At 42.2% G+C, this 16,632-nt stretch carries 11 protein-coding genes; 8 read left to right on the top strand and 3 right to left on the bottom strand.

Annotated features, from left to right (window positions below):
- Nucleotides 1-6 precede the first annotated feature (6 nt).
- The gene (locus tag B9A52_RS26235) at nt 7-504 is read left to right on the top strand and encodes a flavodoxin (RefSeq protein WP_262483119.1); all 498 of its coding nucleotides are present in this window, start codon (nt 7-9) and stop codon (nt 502-504) included.
- A 333-nt stretch (nt 505-837) separates the two neighbouring features.
- Entirely contained in the window at nt 838-3,081 is a 2,244-nt protein-coding gene (locus B9A52_RS17980; RefSeq protein WP_084121773.1) for a xanthine dehydrogenase family protein molybdopterin-binding subunit, read from the top strand.
- 147 nt (nt 3,082-3,228) lie between these two features.
- Here the strand turns inward: B9A52_RS17980 and B9A52_RS17975 are convergent, their stop codons facing one another.
- Together B9A52_RS17975 and B9A52_RS25675 are read right to left on the bottom strand one after the other, a co-directional pair.
- Nucleotides 3,229-5,400 carry a TonB-dependent receptor gene (locus B9A52_RS17975; RefSeq protein ID WP_084121772.1) on the bottom strand — a complete coding sequence of 724 codons (2,172 nt, stop codon included), beginning with the start codon at nt 5,398-5,400 and terminating at the stop codon, nt 3,229-3,231.
- A gap of 64 nt (nt 5,401-5,464) precedes the next feature.
- Nucleotides 5,465-5,767 carry a hypothetical protein gene (locus B9A52_RS25675; protein ID WP_157370210.1) on the bottom strand — a complete coding sequence of 101 codons (303 nt, stop codon included), beginning with the start codon at nt 5,765-5,767 and terminating at the stop codon, nt 5,465-5,467.
- 239 nt (nt 5,768-6,006) lie between these two features.
- Between B9A52_RS25675 and B9A52_RS17970 the strand changes: the two genes are divergently transcribed.
- Complete coding sequence (locus B9A52_RS17970) at nt 6,007-7,380, top strand: serine hydrolase domain-containing protein (RefSeq protein ID WP_084121771.1); 1,374 nt, start codon at nt 6,007-6,009, stop codon at nt 7,378-7,380.
- Nucleotides 7,381-7,410: 30 nt separating this feature from the next.
- On the opposite strand, the gene B9A52_RS17965 is transcribed toward B9A52_RS17970, so the two are convergent.
- Nucleotides 7,411-7,890: a DUF305 domain-containing protein gene (locus B9A52_RS17965; protein ID WP_084121770.1), complete on the bottom strand. Its 480-nt coding sequence runs from the start codon at nt 7,888-7,890 to the stop codon at nt 7,411-7,413.
- A 993-nt stretch (nt 7,891-8,883) separates the two neighbouring features.
- Between B9A52_RS17965 and B9A52_RS17955 the strand changes: the two genes are divergently transcribed.
- From B9A52_RS17955 to B9A52_RS17935, 5 genes are all read left to right on the top strand, one after another.
- Nucleotides 8,884-9,339: a (2Fe-2S)-binding protein gene (locus B9A52_RS17955; protein WP_084121768.1), complete on the top strand. Its 456-nt coding sequence runs from the start codon at nt 8,884-8,886 to the stop codon at nt 9,337-9,339.
- Between the two features lie 17 nt (nt 9,340-9,356).
- The gene (locus B9A52_RS17950) at nt 9,357-11,624 is read left to right on the top strand and encodes a molybdopterin cofactor-binding domain-containing protein (protein WP_084121767.1); all 2,268 of its coding nucleotides are present in this window, start codon (nt 9,357-9,359) and stop codon (nt 11,622-11,624) included.
- 181 nt (nt 11,625-11,805) lie between these two features.
- Entirely contained in the window at nt 11,806-14,184 is a 2,379-nt protein-coding gene (hsdR, locus tag B9A52_RS17945; RefSeq protein WP_084121766.1) for an EcoAI/FtnUII family type I restriction enzme subunit R, read from the top strand.
- A gap of 22 nt (nt 14,185-14,206) precedes the next feature.
- On the top strand, nt 14,207-14,671 hold the full coding sequence (gene tnpA / locus B9A52_RS17940) for an IS200/IS605 family transposase (RefSeq protein WP_084121765.1): 465 nt from the start codon (nt 14,207-14,209) through the stop codon (nt 14,669-14,671).
- A 519-nt stretch (nt 14,672-15,190) separates the two neighbouring features.
- Nucleotides 15,191-16,630, top strand: coding sequence for a class I SAM-dependent DNA methyltransferase (locus tag B9A52_RS17935; protein ID WP_084121764.1), 1,440 nt, complete (start codon nt 15,191-15,193; stop codon nt 16,628-16,630).
- The last annotated feature ends 2 nt before the right edge of the window (nt 16,631-16,632 follow it).

Raw genomic sequence — 16,632 nt, 5'->3', positions numbered from 1 at the left:
CCTGATATGAGGGTTTTTCTTCTGTTTGCTTTTTTGTTAACGTCTTTGGTTGGTTCCTTCCAGACAAATCCATCAGACCAATCTGTAAAACCCAAGTTCGAACCAAAAAAAATCCTCATAATCTATCTATCACGAACCAAAAACACTAAAGCGGTTGCGAAAATGATTCATGAAAAGGTAGGTGGAGATTTGTTGGAACTGGAATTGGAAAATCCCTACCCTGAAAATTATCAAGCAATCGTAGCGCAGGTGGCAAGAGAAAATGAAACTGGATTTCTCCCTCAGCTAAAAACCCATATTCCAAATCTGGCGCATTACGAGGTGGTATTCTTGGGTTTCCCGACTTGGGGAATGCAATTGCCACCACCCATGAAAAGCTTTCTAAAAGAAAATAACCTAGGCGAAAAAACAGTCATTCCCTTTAATACCAACGGGGGATATGGCATCGGAAGCAGCTTTGATAATATTGCCGAGCTTTGCCCTAACAGTAAGGTTCTGGAATGATTTTCTGTCCGTGGCGGATCAGAACGTGATGGTTTACTTTTTGTGATGGAGGGAGAAAAAGAAATTGAAGTCAGGAATCTTGTTGGGAATTGGCTGAAGAAAATCGGGTTTTTTATGGATTGATTTGATAAAAAATTCTTTCAAATTTTCATCAACAAATTTAAGATTGCCTAGGCCTTGTTTGAATTTCGTAAGGAAAAAATCTTTGAATAGAAGAAAAAGGGATATTTAAAAATCCGATGTAATGTAAACCATTGAAGCAATCAATAAAACTCTCCTTGAAATTGGTTTAATTCTTCAATAAATTGTAAGAATAATCTATCCAAAATCCATATGTCTTTAACTAAAACTTTCCTCAACCGTCGCTCCTTTCTCAAAGTATCCGCTCTTGCTGGAGGAGGATTGTTGATGAGTGTGGGTTGGCTGGCAAGCTGTAAACCTGATGCGGAAGAGGAAGTACTTGGAATGCCGGAGGAATGGATCAGGATCAATGGCTTTATCAGAATTGGTGACAATGGCTTGATCACCATCATGTCTCCCAATCCGGAAGGCGGTCAAAATGTTAAAACAGGCATGCCTATGATCGTGGCAGAGGAATTGGATGCGGATTGGTCTAAAGTGGTTGTGGAACAAGCTCCTTTGGATACCGACAACTTCACCCGTCAGTTTATTGGAGGAAGTCAGGCTATCCGGTTAGGTTGGCCAATATTAAGAAAAGCGGGAGCTACTGCAAGGCAATTAATAATCAATGCCGCAGCGCAAACCTGGAATGTACCTGCATCTGAAATTACAACGGAAGCCGGTTTCGTTATTCATTCAGGAAATAAGAAAAAAGTCCATTACGGAGAATTAGCCACCTTAGCAGCTACCCTTCCTATCCCTGAAGAGGTCAAATTAAAGGAGATTAAGGATTTTAACATAGTTGGCACTTCCAGGAAAAATGTAGAGGCCAAAAATATAGTCACAGGCAAACCACTTTTTGGTGTGGATTACAAAAAAGAGGGCATGTTGATTGCCATGATTATCCACCCACCTGCCCATGGACTGCGATTGAAATCTTTTGATGCTACAGAGGCCATGGCCACGCCTGGTATCAAAGATGTTTTCCAGATCAAATCCCACCAGGATGATTATGAGCGGACTTTTTTTGATACTACAAGTTTCACTGATTTGGTAGCCATTGTAGGGAATACTACTTGGGAAGTCATGAATGCGAAAAAAGCTGTCAAAGTAGAATGGGAAACTTTCCCTACTTATGAAGAAAAGCGGGATTGGAACGGTCGTAAAGAATTGAGGACCATTCCGGGTGGTTTGGAAAGTGAACCTCAACAACTACAAAAAATGACCGAAGCTTCCCAAAAAGCCCGAACGGTCCGAAAAGACGGGAATCCGGAAATGGCCTTTAAAAACGCTTCAAAAATCATAGAAAAGACTTACAACGGCCCATTCCTTGCACACAACTGCATGGAACCGATGAATTTCTTTGCCCATGTGCAGGGAAATAAAGTCGAATGTGCCGGACCTTTACAGAAACCTGAACTCACCGAAAAGGCACTTTCCTCGCGATTGGGAGTTCCTATTGAAAATATTCATATCGAAATGACCCGATTGGGCGGTGGCTATGGCCGACGTTCCTATGCCCATTGGTTGATTGAGGCAGCAGTGATTTCCCAAAAAGTCAATGCCCCTGTCAAGCTGATGTACAGCCGTGAAGATGATATGACCGGAGGTATTTACCGTCCTGCTTACCAGGCTACTTATCGGGCAGCTTTGGATGAAAAAAACAAGCTTATTGGATTTCATGTGAATGCCGGAGGATTGGTTGAGCCCCCCACCTATCCCAACCGTTTCCCTGCCGGTGCAATAGAAAATTATTGGGCTGAAGAATGGATTGTTCCTTCCAACATTACTGTTGGCTCTTTCCGAGCACCAAGATCCAATTTTATTGCCGCAGCCGAACAATCCTTTTTGGATGAAATTGCAGAAGCAATAGGAAAAGATCCGATTGATTTTCGTTTGGAGCTTTTAAAAAAAGCAAAGCAAAATCCGGTTGGTGAAAATAATGACTACGACCCTGATCGCTACGCTGGGGTTTTGCAACTGGTAAAAGAAAAATCCAATTGGGGTCAACACGAAGCGGGAATTTCCAGAGGTGTTTCAGCCTATTTCTGCCATAATAGCTATGCTGCACAGGTTCTTGATCTGAAAATGGTGAACGGACAAGTGCAAGTAGAAAAAGTGGTGCAGGCTTTGGACTGTGGTCTGATTATCAATCCCGATGCAGCAAGGAACCTCTGTGAAGGGGCAGTAGTGGACGCTATAGGAACTGCCATGTATGGAGAATTGAAATTCAACCAAGGAATCCCTGATAAAAATAATTTTGACCGATACCGGATGATCCGTATGAGGGAAGCACCAAAAGTAATCGAAACCCATTTTGTGGAAAACCATATTGATCCAACAGGTTTGGGGGAACCCGGTTATCCTCCGTTGTTTGCCGCTTTGGCCAATGCTTTGTATAAGGCAACCGGGAAAAGGATGTATAAGCAGCCTTTCATCTCGGAAATTAATGTTTGATCATATTTTTTTTCATTTTTCATCAATTTATCTGAAAGAACAACTTCCAGCAATGTCAATTAATGTAGGGCAGAATAATCGCTAAGTACTTAGCCTTATTCAACCCTACTTTAAAATAATATTTTATTTCACATATTAGCTAATTAGTTAAAGCCTAATTTTAATCCCCCCATTAATCACAAATCCATCCAAAGGAGCATATATTTCCCTGAAGGCAGGATTATCAATACTTCCCGTAAATATGGAATCAAACCTGGTCTGCCTGGCATCCAGGAAATTTTCGAAATTGATGTATAGGGAAAAATTCTCCCAAATCTTTTCTGCCATAAATCCCATGATCAAATATTCCTGCCCAATACTGCCATCACTCAATACCTGCTTGGAAAAATAATAGGTCTCCCAGCCTATTTTCACACTTTCATGGACTTCGTAGAACAGGACAGAATTGATCCGGTGCTTGGGATTCAAGGGATATACTCCACGTTGACCATTATTGGAGATGTTGGCATCGGTGAAGGTATATCCTATAAACCATTTGAAATCTTTCCATTCCCATTTGATATTGGTCTCCATTCCTTTGGTATCTGCAAATCCATTGATGTTTTCCAAGCTATAAAACTCATCTACAGGCTCACTCAGCAAAAGAGGCCTATCCAAATAGGTATAGAAAAACAGGTGATTGATACTCAAAAACAATTGTTCATCGAATAGGCCGGTCCTATAATTAAGATCCCAATTCAAACCATAGCTCCGTTCCAAAACATTGCTTGCAGGATCGATTGGCAATACATTTCTAAATTGCAGCCTTTCTGTTTCCTCGGTGAAAATTGTAGGGGCCTTGTAGCCCAAGCCTCCCCCAATCCTTGATGAAAAGGCTGGATTTACTTTCCAAAGTAGCCCAATTCTGGGCAATACCGCCCAGCCAAAATCCGGTACATAATCTGTTCTCAACCCCGACTCCAAAATCCACTTGGAATCCAAATCCCAGGTATTTTGGGCAAATAATCCAATGGTCTGTAAGGAATAACTCCGATCAAGATTTGCATCAATCTCTGTGAAGGATTCTGTCCAAAGATTTGCCCCGAAAACCCAATCCGAAGTCTCCCCATCCTGTCTGTAATTAAGTTCCGAAAAACTTGCCTGCTGCCTTCCATGGAAAACATAGTCACCTGAGCTCAACTTTCTGTCAAAGTGGTTGATCGCATTTTTGAATTGGATTTTTCTGCTTTCTGAAAACCGGTGATTGACTTCCAATTGTGAATTGATTCGGAAACTTTCATTGTTTTCAAAAAAAGCATTGGGATTACTTTCATTCCCTCTGAGCAACTGCATGTTGCCCCCTTTTCTGTCTTCATAGTTGAGATTAATCCCCAATTCGGCCTCAGTACGTTTATTTGGGTACATAAAAACTTTAGGATTGAAAGTAAATCTGTTGAATTTGGGAATGGCAGATAATCCGATATCAGCAGGGTCATAAGGTTGATTGGAATTAAATGCACCAAACAAAGTAGTACCCCATTTTTCACTTCTTTTCCCATGAAACGCGGATATATCAAATCCACCTGCATTGGTTCCGTTCAACAAAAAACTTGTTTCCCCTTCCATTTTTGGTCTTTTGGAGATCAAATTGACCAATCCGGCAATAGCTCCTCCTCCATAAAGCGTGGATGCAGATCCCTTGATGAGCTCTACTTGCTGTAAATCCAACGGTGGGATTTGTAGCAGTGAAAGGCCTGAAGCGGCTCCTGAATACAGGGGAAAACCATCTTTGAGCAATTGGGTGTATCTGCCATCAAGACCCTGGATCCTGATGCTTGCATTGGCAGAGGTGGGTGAAGTTATCTGAACCATGACACCTGTACTTTCACTCAATATCATCCTGATATCACCGGGTTTCATATTGGCTTTTTCGTCCAATTCCTCACCAGCAATCACCTCTATCCGCGTGGGTATATCGGCAATTGTGCGTGAACTTCTAGTGGAAACGACCATGATTTCATCCAACTCCTCGTGCTCCTCATGGAGCGAAATGAGAAGGTAATCCACAGGAAGCGGAAGTTCAAATTTTATGGATTGGCTTTCGTAACCCAGAAAGCTAACAGCTAAGGTACCTTTGCCCAATGGCAAGCCTTCAAGCGTCACAGTCCCCTGTGCATCTGAGATGCCCGCTATTTCACTGCCTTTCAATTGAATCAAGGCTCCAGGAATTGCCTCTTGACTATGTTCATCAACGATTTTTATTTTGAGCTCTTGACCTTGGGCGATTAATTGATTTGCCCAAAAACCAAACAGCATCATATACAGGAATATTTTTCCCATGATGTTAAAGGAGTTTAGATTTTTTGAAAATAAAAGAAAGGGTGAAAATACCCGGAGGAAAAAATCAGCCTTGTTTAGGTGGATGCCAAAAATGACTGCTGATCAACCTTGGTGAAAGTTGCGCTAACGTTGAGTTAAATACTTTAAAGATGTAAGATTTTGGAATCAAATCGAGATGTACTGTTTCCTTCAAAAACCAAACTGAACTACAGGAACAAAGGGAAAATGGCGGACAACAGGCAGGATTTTCCTCTTTTTCATCACTGCAATGCGCTTCATGCTGAGCACATTGAGGTTGTGCCAAGATGGGTTGCATCATGATGAGGCAAATGAAAAGTAGTAAGAAATAGGCTACAGCTATTTTCATAAAATCCAGCATTGATTCAAATATATTCATAATATCCTCAACTGTCAAAGTTCCTTTCACACCAAAAATAGAGTTTCAAATCAATGCTAAGGTCAAAAAAGCTTTTGACCAACCCTATTAGCAGAAAAATTTTTGAACAATTTTTATCAATTGTGATCACTCAATTTGAATAAAAATTACATTTAAGGAACAATTCAAATTGCTGTTTCCAAAACAAAACCACCCCTACATCCAACCCTATGAAAAAGAAAATCCTTTATTCAATCCTTCTAATCCTCTTGGCCGGCTTAGCCTACGGCATCAACTATGCCTGGAAATCATTTCCTCTGATCAGTTCCTACGGATCAAAAATCATGTGCAGTTGTATTTTCCTTGGCGAGCGGGATGAAAACTCGGTGATGAGTCAGGAATTAAGGGCTTTCCCGATCAATTTGGGAGATTTTGAAGTAGACCGGGAAGGAAAAAAAGTAACAGGAAGTGTTTTTGGCTTGGCAGAAAGGGTGGCCATATACCGAGATGGTCAGGGATGCACATTGTTGTCCGGGATGGATGAAGAAGAAGTCAGAAATCAGGTTTATTATGAAGTACCAAAACCCAATTGGAGTCAGGACACCGTGAGTTGGCCAAATGGAGACAGGCTCAACGATTCCATCCTGAACCTTCCCCAATACCAGAAGATCCAGGATTTGATCGATATCGAATTGGAAGATTCAGTTAAAAAGACCCATTTGACCCATATGATAGTGGTTTTGCACAAAGGTGAATTGGTGGCTGAAGGCTATGGCAACGACCATACAATCAATACCAAACATACCAGTTGGTCCATGGGAAAAAGTATCATCAGCAACTTGGTGGGATTACAAGTGGATAGGGATGTTTTTAACTTGGACCAAAACGGTTTGCTTCCGGATTGGACAGATGAAAGGAAAACCATAAACCTAAAAAACATGCTACAGGCCACAAATGGTCTGGATTGGGTAGAAGATTATGGCGGGGTTTCCGATGCAACCAATATGCTTTTCCTCAAGCCTGACGCCGCCGCTATCGCTGCAGCTAAACCATTGAAATATGAGCCCGGAACCTACTTTTATTATTCCAGTGGCACCACCAATATCATTTCCAAAATATTACGCAATCAACTTGGAGAGGAAAATTACCAACGCTTGCCTTATGAAGGTTTGTTTTACAAAATAGGCATGCACAATACCGTCATGGAAAAAGATGCTTCAGGAACCTTCGTGGGGTCTTCTTTTGTCTTTGCGCCTGGAAGGGATTTTGCAAGGTTGGGTTTATTGATGTTGGAAAAAGGGAATTGGCTTGGCGAACAGATCCTGTCGGAAGAATGGGTGGAATTCGCCACCACACCCACAACTGCCGCTCCAATGGGTGAATATGGTGCACAATGGTGGCTCAATGCCGGCAATTCCAATCACCCGGAAGAGAAACTGTTATCCAAGCTCCCCAATGATGCATTTTACGCAGGTGGATTTGAAGGGCAATGGATTTTGGTCATTCCTTCAAAGGATCTGGTAATCGTCCGGCTCGGCTTTACGCCCAAAGGAGAATTCAGTATCAATGATTTTGCTTCAAATGTCATCGAATTACTTCCTTAGCCTAGGAATAAATGAAAGGGAATTTCTGTGCTATTGATCTTCCAATCGGAGGATCATTTCCTTCATTTGTTCGATTTCTTTTTCCTGGGCTCTGATTATTTCTTCCGCAAGCTTCTTTACTTCCGGATCTTTTATTTCAGCCCTGGCGCTGGTAAGAATGGCAATGGAGTGATGCGGAATCATAGCCTTCATCCATAACACATCCTCAATAGGTTTTTGGGCACGGACCAAGAATAGGCTGATGGCAAAAAGGCCAATGCTGCCCAGGATGATAGCAATATTTTTCTTTTTGTTTTTGTACATAGCCCTCATATAAAACAGCATAATCAAAGCCATTGCTGAGATGCCCAAACATGTCATATAAAATCTTGTCAAGCTAAAATATACATGGTCCATGCTAAAGGTATTTAAGTACATGGTGATATACATCGCTACAAAAGATGCACTGAGCATGAGCATGAATTTGGTATAAAGGTCCTTTCCCGAGTGTTTATTTTTTAAGTTTTGCATAGTGTTTTTTTTTATTTATTTGATTATTAAGTTCTCATCCATGATTAGGTGAGTTTATTGATGTAGACTAAATACAATACAATAATCCTGCCTCAAGCGACCCAAAGTCAACCATCATACCCTCATATAAAGGACAAATCCTCCTTATCTGCAGGAAAATCTATTTCTCAGGGTCAAAATACAAATTTCAAAAAATGCGAACATAAAATCGAAATTCTAACAGTCAATGTGGGCCTGCACAGAGTAAAAAGAATACTTTTCGGAGAAAATAGGCCCAAAGCCCGAGTAAAAAGGTCCAACGTCGGAGTAAAAAGGTGCAACGTTGGAGTAAAAAGGTCCAACGTTGAAGTAAAAAGGTGCAAGGTTGGAGCAAAAAGGTCCAACGTCGGAGTAAAAAGGTGCAACGTCGGAGTAAAAAGGTCCAACATCGGAGCAAAAAGGTCCAACATCCGAGTAAAAAGGTGCAACGTTGGAGTAAAAAGGTCCAACGTCGGAGTAAAAAGGTGCAACGTTGGAGTAAAAGGTCCAATGATGGGGTTATGAAGTGGAGGGGGGTACTTCGGAAGTACCCACCCCTCATTTGGGAAGTACTCCTTTGGGGATAATTAGTATTGGTTGAGAGTCTTTTTTTTTAGGTTAACAAACCGTCTAATTGTACCGCTGGAGATCCCTATTGCCTCAGGATGAGGCATGCCTGCCATAGGTACGAGAAACTTAATGTCAATACCTTTTCTGAATATTTTTTAAAATAATTGAGCACGCTCGATGACAGTCTTTGCAAATTTCAAGATGCAGGTTTTCTCAGATTTTCTTAATTCCCAAGTCTTGGTTCTTGGTTCTTGCATCTTGTTTCTCGGCTCTCAGCTCCCGCCTCTAGCTTCTCGTCTCTTACTCCCCACTCTTCCACCTTTTTCGTAGCAAATTGTTTGATTATAGTAATGAGTCTTTCTAAAAAATAGCGTATTTTAAACTTTCTTACCAAAATACTACACCATGACAAAATTCAATCTCAATATCAACGGCAATTCTCAATCAGTAGATGTGGATCCTTCTACTCCTATTCTTTGGGTATTGAGGGACCACTTGGACCTTGTAGGAACCAAATACGGTTGCGGCGTAGCAGCATGTGGGGCATGCACCGTCATTATGAACGGTAATGCCATCAGGTCCTGCGTAATTCCTGTTTCGGCTGCCGAAGGTGCGAAAATCACCACCATAGAAGGCTTATCCGAAAATGGAGACCATCCTGTCCAAAAAGCATGGCTGGAGCATGATGTGCCCCAATGTGGGTATTGTCAGGCCGGACAGATTATGAGTGCTGTGGCTTTGTTGGATAGTAATCCCAATCCAAGCGATGCTGATATTGACAATGCGATGAACGGTAATATCTGTCGCTGCGGCACCTATGTTCGGATCAAAAAGGCAATCAAAACTGCTGCTAATTCCTAACCCAAAAGCAAGAGACCATGACAATTGTAAAGACAAAACTCAATAGAAGATCATTTTTAAAAGCCTCTGCCCTTGCAGGTGGTGGCATGATGCTCAGCTTTAGCTGGTTGACAGGCTGTAAACCTACCCCGAAGGAAGTAGCATTAGGCTTGCCGGATGAATGGTTTGAGCTGAACAGCTATATCAAAATCGGTGAAAACGGTGCTGTCACGCTTTTTTCTCCCAATCCCGAATTCGGTTCCAATGTCAAAACCTCTATGCCTATGATTTTGGCGGATGAGTTGACTTTACCATGGGAAAATGTAATGGTGGAGCAAGCTGATTTTTACCCTGAGCGCTATCAAAGACAATTTACAGGAGGCAGTCAGGGAATACGACAAGGTTGGAAGCCGCTTCGTACTGCAGGAGCAACTGCCCGATTGATGCTTGTTCAGGCAGCCGCCCAAACTTGGTCGGTTTCCCCTGATGAAATCACCACAGCAGCAGGCATGATCCATCACAAATCAAGCGGTAAAAAAGCCGGCTATGGAGAAATGGCTTCTTTGGCTGCTACGCTTCCTGTACCTGAGGAAGTGGAACTGAAAGACATCGAAGATTTCAATATCATTGGAACATCCCGAAAAAATGTAGACGGACAAAAAATAGTTACTGGAAAACCCATTTTTACCCTTGATTATAAGAAAGAAGGCATGTTGGTGGCCATGGTCGTCCATCCACCGGCTTTTGGTATGCAGCTCAAATCATTTAATGCAGATCCGGTCAAATCCATGGCTGGAATCAAAGATGTTTTCAGCTTTAAGGTTCACAAAGATGACTATGATCAGAATTTTTTTGATACCACCACCCACCCTGAATTGATTGCCATAGTAGGTAATTCCACTTGGGAGGTATTACAGGCCAAGCGGCAGTTGCAGGCTGAATGGGAAAAAGCTCCTGAAAGGTCTTTTGTCATGTCCGGTTTTGGAGGAGGCAAATCCACGGTGAAAGTTCCGGCAGGTTTAGAAAATACCGATAGGCATTTGGCCGGTATGGAGGCCTTTTCCAAAAAGCCCGGCAGAATTCTGAGAAGAGACGGTAATCCGGAAGAAGCTTTTAATAAAGCTGCCAAAGTCTTGGAAAGGACTTATACTGCTCCATTTTTGGCGCATAACTGTATGGAACCTGTCAACTGTTTTGCCCATGTCTCTGCAGACCATGCGGAAGTATATGGGCCAATTCAGGCCCCGGAATCCATTATGGGCACATTGATTCACCGGCTTGGATTACCCAAGGAAAAAATCCAGATCAATCTGGCCAGAATGGGCGGCGGTTTTGGCCAGCGTGCTTATGGTCATCATATGGTAGAGGCGGCTGTGATTTCACAAAAAGTAGGCGCTCCCATCAAGATGGTTTATACCAGAGAAGATGACATGACTTACGGCATTTATCGACCTACGTATACGGCCACTTACAGGGCAGCATTGGATGAAAAAAATCAGCTGACGGCTATCCATGTCAAGGCCGGTGGAATTCCCGAGACGCCCATAGCGCCAAATAGATTCCCCGCAGGGGCAGTGGACAATTATTTGGCGGAAGGTTGGGAGATTGAATCCAATATTACCATTGGGGCATTTAGGGCTCCGAGGTCCAATTTTATTGCCAGTGCGGAGCAATCCTTCTTGGATGAATTGGCAGAGGAAATGGGAAAAGATCCTATCGATTTTCGATTGGAACTGTTGGACAGGGCCTTGAAAAATCCGGTAGGCGAAAGAAACGACTACGAACCTGAGCGCTATGCAGGTGTATTGAAACTGGTCCGTGAGAAATCAGATTGGGACAATCCAAAGCCTGGTGTTCATCGGGGTGTATCCGCCTATTTCTGTCATAATTCCTATGTGGCTGAGGTTTTGGACTTGAGATTGGAAACTGGCAATAAACCTGTAGTCGAAAATGTGATAGCAGCGGTGGATTGCGGTATCGTGATCAATCCCGATGCGGCAGCCAATATGGGTGAGGGTGCGATTGTGGATGGTATCGGAAATGCTTTTTTTGGGGAGTTACCCTTCAAGGATGGGGTTCCACAGAAGAATAATTTCAGCAATTACAAAATGATCCGCATGTCCGAGGCGCCCAAAAATATTGAAGTTCATTTTGTCAAAAACGACATAGATCCAACGGGTTTGGGCGAACCCCTCTTCCCTCCTATTTTCGCAGCAGTTTCCAACGCACTTTATAAAGCAACAGGAAGAAGGTATTATAACCAACCTTTTATGAAGGAATTGGAGAGTGAAATGGTGAAGATGTAAGTTTAACAACCTTTGAGTGTCCCTCAGTACACTCAAAGGTTGTTTTTGAACACAGATTAAGCGATTTATTCTTTGCACCAATAAATAGTTGACTTTTTCTATACCATTCTCATTTTTAATTTTCTTTTAAGCTTCAAACTAATATATTTAGAGTTATATTAATTCTCCTGATTTTTTTCCGATGCACAAAAAAAGCCTGACTGAACGAGACATTTGCACCAAATTCATCTCCCCTGCACTGAAAAATGCCGGTTGGGATATTCAAAAGCAAATCCGTGAAGAAGTATTCTTTACTGACGGCAGGATTATTGTTCAAGGCGCTCTTCATACCCGTGGAAAAAGAAAACGTGCTGATTACATCTTATACTATAAAAAGGATATTCCTCTGGCTATCATCGAGGCAAAGGATAACAAGCAAGGGGTAGGTTCAGGCATGCAGCAGGCTTTGGAATATTCCGAAATACTCCAACTGCCATTTGTTTTCACTTCTAACGGTGACTCTTTTGTATTTCATGACAAAACCAATCCTGAAATAATAGAAAAAGAAATTTCTTTGGAAGAATTCCCTTCACCCAATGACCTTTGGTCAAAGTATTTAAGGTTTAAAGGAATAGAATCTCCCCAAGAACGGGAAATAGTTGAGCAGGATTACTATGTGGATGATTCCGGTATGAACCTGAGATACTATCAGGCAAATGCAGTCAACAGAACCATTGAAGCCATTGCGAAAGGAAAAAATAGAATCCTTCTGGTCATGGCTACGGGTACGGGGAAAACCTACACCGCTTTTAACTTGATCTGGAGGCTATGGAAAACAGGTATCAAAAAAAGAATCCTTTTTCTGGCCGATAGAAATGCCCTGCTCACGCAGACCAAAAATGGCGACTTCTCCCCTTTCGGAAATGATATCATGCATATTATCAAAAACCGAAAGATTGATAAATCATATCAAATTTACTTTGCGCTGTATCAAGGATTGACCAGCAATGAAGAAGAGAAGAATGCTTACAAGGAATTTAGCAGAGACTTTTTTGATCTGATTGTAGTGGACGAATGTCATAGAGGTTCAGCTTCTGAAGCTTCCGCATGGAGGGAAATATTGGATTATTTCGAAGGTGCAACGCAAATTGGAATGACCGCGACTCCCAAAGAGACCAAAGATATTTCCAATATGGATTATTACGGGGAGCCTGTTTATACCTATTCCCTTAAACAAGGGATTATGGATGGGTTTCTGGCTCCTTACAAAGTTGTCCGTTTCACTACAAACCTGGATGAAGGATGGCGGCCCTCAGCAGGAATGCTGGACAAATTTGGCCATGAAATCAAAGATCGGATCTATAACCTGAAAGACTATGACAGGAAAATGGTCATAGATCAAAGGACTCAGCTGATTGCAGAAAAAATCACCGAGTTTTTAAAAGCAACCGATAGGTTTGCCAAAACAATTGTCTTCTGTATTGATATAGAACATGCCCAACGGATGCGACAGGCATTGATCAACGCAAATGCTGATTTGGTGTCTAAGCATCCTTACTATGTTGTCAAAATCACCGGAGACGATGAAGTGGGCAAACGAGAATTGGACAACTTTACAGATGTGGAAGAGCGCTTTCCTGTGATAGCGACTACATCCAAAATGCTGACTACAGGCATCGATACCAAAATGGTGAAGCTGATTGTGCTGGAAGCTAATATCGGTTCGATGACAGAATTCAAGCAGATTGTCGGAAGGGGTACCAGAATCAGAGAAGCGGAGGGAAAGCTCTACTTTACCATTATGGATTTCAGAAAAGCCACCAATCTATTTGCTGATCCCGATTTTGACGGGGAACCTGTTCAGATTTACGAACCTGGAGCGGATGATTCCCCGGTACCTCCAACATATCCGGAAATAGGAGATGATGATGGAAACCAGGTCAGGGAACCTGAACCAACGTGGGAAAAGCCTTCTGCTCCTGATATCAAAATACATGAGCCTGACCCGGAAACCGAACCCAAAAAGTACTATGTGAATGATATAGAAGTGAAAGTCATCAATCAGCGCATCCAATACTTTGCAGCGGATGGTAGATTGATTACGGAATCTTTGAAGGATTATACCCGAAAAAACATGGGTAAGAATTTCGGTTCATTGGATGCATTTATTATGCGCTGGACCGAAGCTGATAAAAAAGAAGTTCTGTTTGCTGAATTGGCCGAACAAGGGGTTTTATTGGAGGCGCTTCGGGAGGAAGTCGGTAAAGAAATGGATGATTTTGACCTGATCTGCCATATTGCCTTTGACAAGCCGGCATTGACCAGAAAAGAACGGGCAGAACAAGTGCGCAAAAGAAACTACTTCGCCAAGTACAGTGAAAAAGCCCAAGCGGTGCTCAATGCGCTCTTGGACAAGTATGAACAAGAAGGAATCGCTACCATTGAACAGGGTTCTATCCTCAAAGTTCAACCTCTCAATCAATTGGGATCTCCTGTGGAATTGGTAAGGGCTTTTGGTAAAGGGAAGGATTTTGATGCGGCGATAAAAGAATTGGAAAAGGAAATTTATCAGATAGCTTAAGAAAACTAAAGATTTTTAGATTATGAGCAGTACCTATTCACAGATTTACATTCAAGTGGTAATGGCAGTTAAAGGCCGTAACAGCCTAATATCTCAATCTTGGGAAGAAGAATTATATAAGTATATGACAGGCATTATCACCAATAAAGGTCAAAAACTAATTTCAATTAACGGAATGCCGGACCATATCCATATATTGATTGGAATGAAGCCTGCCTGTTGCTTATCCGACCTAATTCGAGAAGTAAAGAAGGCATCCAATAAATTTGTTAAGGAAAAGAAATTTACTAAGTATAAGTTTGATTGGCAAGACGGTTACGGGGCCTTTTCATATTCACATTCGGCCTTGGATAATGTGATTGCATACATCCAAAACCAAAAAGAACATCATAAAAAGAAGACCTTTAAACAAGAATACATTGGGTTTTTGAAAAAATTTCAAGTTGTATATGAAGAAAAGTATTTGTTTGAATGGATTGAAGAATAGGAATGTTAGACCTCGGAGAGGTCACATGTTTATAGCAAACATTGTAGGTATAGGAAGAATTCGACCCCTTCGGGGTCGCGCCTTGTCTTAAAAGCATTTCGTACTATAAACATATGATCCCGTTGGGATCGCGAAAAAGAAAAGAACAAAATTGAAAATTCATGAATAGCTAAAAAATGAATCCTGACCTCAAAGAGGTCACATGTTTATAGCAAGCATCATTGCCACAAGGAACATTCGACCCCAGTCGGGGTCGAATGTTGCCCTAAATGCATTTCTTACTATAAACATATGATCCCGTTGGGATCGCGAAAAAGAAAAGAACAAAATTGAAAATTCATGAATAACTAAAAAATGAATCCTGACCTCAAAGAGGTCAAATGTTTATAGCAAGCATCATTGCCACAAGGAATATTCGACCCCAGTCGGGGTCGCGTCTTGTCCTAAAAGGATTTCGTGCTATAAACATACGATCCTTTCAGGATCATATCACAAACGAAAAAATTACACAAAACCTAAATGACCACAATCACAGCCAATATCAAAGGCATCCGCGATATCATGCGAAAGGACACAGGAGTAGATGGGGATGCACAGCGCATCTCGCAAATGGTCTGGATGCTCTTTATGAAGATTTTTGCAGATAAGGAAGAAGAATGGGAAATCACCATCGAAGGCTATCGAAGCCCCATTCCGGACCGATTCAAATGGCAAAACTGGGCTGCCAATGAAGAAGGCCTGACCGGTGATGCCCTGATGGACTTTATCAATAATGAGCTTTTTCCGGCCTTGAAAGAACTGGATTTCAGCATCAGTCCTCAGGCTAAGATTATCCGCTCAGTCTTTGAGGATACCTACAACTACATGAAAAACGGAACACTCTTCCGTCAGGTTATCAATCAGATCAATCGGATCGATTTCAACAGTTCCAAAGACCGTCACCTGTTCAATGACCTTTACGAAACGATTTTAAAAGAATTACAATCCGCAGGTTCATCGGGCGAGTATTATACCCCTAGGGCTGTGACACAGTTTATGGTGGATATTATCGATCCCCAACTCAAGGAAACCGTTCTCGACCCGGCTTCCGGCACAGGAGGATTCCTTACCTGCACCATAGACCACAAGAAGAAACTGGTCCAAAACGACCAAGACGAGCGTGACTTACAGGCAACCATCCGTGGGATAGAAAAGAAGCCCCTGCCCCACTTGCTTTGCACGACCAACCTGATGCTGCACGGCTTCGATGTGCCTGCGGTTCGGAGAGACAATCTCCTCAGCAAGCCTTATGCAGATTGGGGAGCGAGTGACAAGGTGGATATTATTCTGACCAACCCTCCTTTTGGCGGTGTGGAAGAAGATGGAACGGAAACCAATTTCCCCCAGAAGTTCCGAACAAAGGAAACAGCCGATCTATTCCTGGCCCTGATTATCAGATTGCTGAAAGATGGCGGTCGAAGTGCGGTAGTCCTGCCTGATGGAACCCTCTTTGGTGAAGGTGTCAAAACCCGGATCAAAGAAGAACTGATGGAGCGCTGCAACCTGCATACCATCGTGCGCCTGCCCAATGGCGTATTCAATCCCTACACGGGGATCAAGACCAATTTGCTCTTCTTCGAAAAAGGAACGCCGACCAAAGACATCTGGTACTTTGAGCATCCCTATCCTGATGGAGTGAAGAGCTACAACAAGGGCAAACCGATTCATATCAAGGAATTTGATTTGGAAAAAGCTTGGTGGAATGATCGGGAGAATGAGGCCTACAGCCAATATGCATGGAAAGTTTCCGCTGAGGAAATCAAAAACCGGGGATACAACCTGGACATCAAAAACCCTCATCAGGAAGTGGATAACCTAGAAAGTCCGGAAGTATTGCTAAAGATATATCAAGCTACCGAAAAAAAGATTTCAGACATTCAAGATGAGATTATCAAAGTCTTAACAGAAGCCCTACGCTAAGC

Source organism: Aquiflexum balticum DSM 16537, assembly GCF_900176595.1.
In the GTDB taxonomy this organism is placed as follows: domain Bacteria; phylum Bacteroidota; class Bacteroidia; order Cytophagales; family Cyclobacteriaceae; genus Aquiflexum; species Aquiflexum balticum.
The sequence above is the reverse complement of the archived record's forward strand: the minus strand, read 5'-3'. Positions and strand labels throughout refer to the sequence as shown.